This is a genomic window from Pseudoalteromonas sp. SR45-5, assembly GCF_014163565.1.
Lineage (GTDB): Bacteria > Pseudomonadota > Gammaproteobacteria > Enterobacterales > Alteromonadaceae > Pseudoalteromonas > Pseudoalteromonas distincta.
On sequence record NZ_JACJDN010000842.1, the window covers coordinates 1 to 1,397 of the forward strand.

Sequence of the window (1,397 nt, forward strand, 5' to 3'; positions counted from 1 at the left end):
TGTAAGCGAGATCAAAAGCCACCTACAACCACCCTGTCGTCGAATTACGCTTCAATAATATCAAAAGCACAAACAAAAAAGCCGCATTAAAAATTAAGCGGCTTTAGATTTAAATATATTATTGGTTATTCGACAGACCAATCCATTGTATTTTCAGCCTTTATAGGCACAACTTCAGAGTCGCCCAATGTATAACTTGCAGGTACTTTCCACGGCTTTCTTTGTAATGTAATTGTATCTGTATTACGCGGCAATTCGTAAAAATCAGGGCCAAAGTGGCTTGCAAACCCTTCAAGCATGTCCAAAGCTCCTGCATCCTCAAATGCTTCAGCATATAATTCAATAGCGGCATGAGCCGTGTATGCACCAGCACACCCACAAGCTGCTTCTTTTTTATCTTTATAATGTGGTGCAGAGTCAGTTCCTAAGAAGAATTTTTTATTTCCACTTATTGCTGCAGCCATTAATGCTTGCTGGTGAATGTTACGCTTGAGAATTGGCAAACAGTAATAATGTGGGCGAATTCCACCCGCTAACATATGATTGCGGTTATAAAGCAAGTGATGCGCTGTAATTGTTGCCGCTACATTGCTAGGTGCATTAACAACAAACTCTACTGCATCTTTAGTCGTAATATGCTCGAGTACAATTTTAAGCTCAGGAAAGTCATTTACTACATCTCCTAAAATTGTATCCAGAAATACTTTTTCACGGTCAAAAATATCAATCGACGAATCTGTCACTTCCCCATGCACTAACAGCAACATGCCTACTTCTTGCATTGCTTTTAAAACTGGATAAATATTTTTTACTGATGTAACACCCGAGTCAGAATTAGTGGTAGCGCCAGCAGGGTAAAGCTTAGCTGCTACTATTTTACCTGTCGCTTTAGCTTTTATTATTTCATCTGGTGTAGTTTTATCCGTGAGATACAAAACCATTAATGGCTCAAAGTTGCCTTGTGGATTTGCAGACATAATGCGTTCTCTGTACGACAATGCCGTATCTGTGCACGTTGCTGGCGGAACAAGGTTTGGCATAACAATAGCGCGGCCCATGTATCTGCTAATATCGCGTACAGTGTCTTTTAACTGGTCACCATCACGTAAATGTACATGCCAGTCATCAGGGCGAGTGATAGTAAGGGTTGTTACAGAGTTTGTATTATTACTTGTCATTACTTTGTTCCACGGCTGAATTTATCCGATCATAGGCATATGATGTTTTCGAGTAAAGATTTTATTAAAAATAAAGTTTTTATATGGATAAAATTACTGAGGTACTATTTAAAGCACAATGAGTAAATTCAATGTTATTAGCTTATTGTAATGATTTATGATTAATTAAAACTCGCTATATTAAAACTTTACAGAGTATTGAAACCACTCATCGCTTTA

1 protein-coding gene is annotated in these 1,397 nt (G+C 37.9%); it reads right to left on the minus strand.

Going from position 1 to position 1,397, the window contains the following annotated elements; translation table 11 throughout:
* Window positions 1–125 precede the first annotated feature (125 nt).
* A complete protein-coding gene (gene pyrC / locus H5072_RS19505) occupies window positions 126–1,178 on the minus strand; it encodes a dihydroorotase (RefSeq protein WP_024595527.1) in 1,053 nt (350 codons plus the stop codon).
* Between the last annotated feature and the right edge of the window lie 219 nt (window positions 1,179–1,397).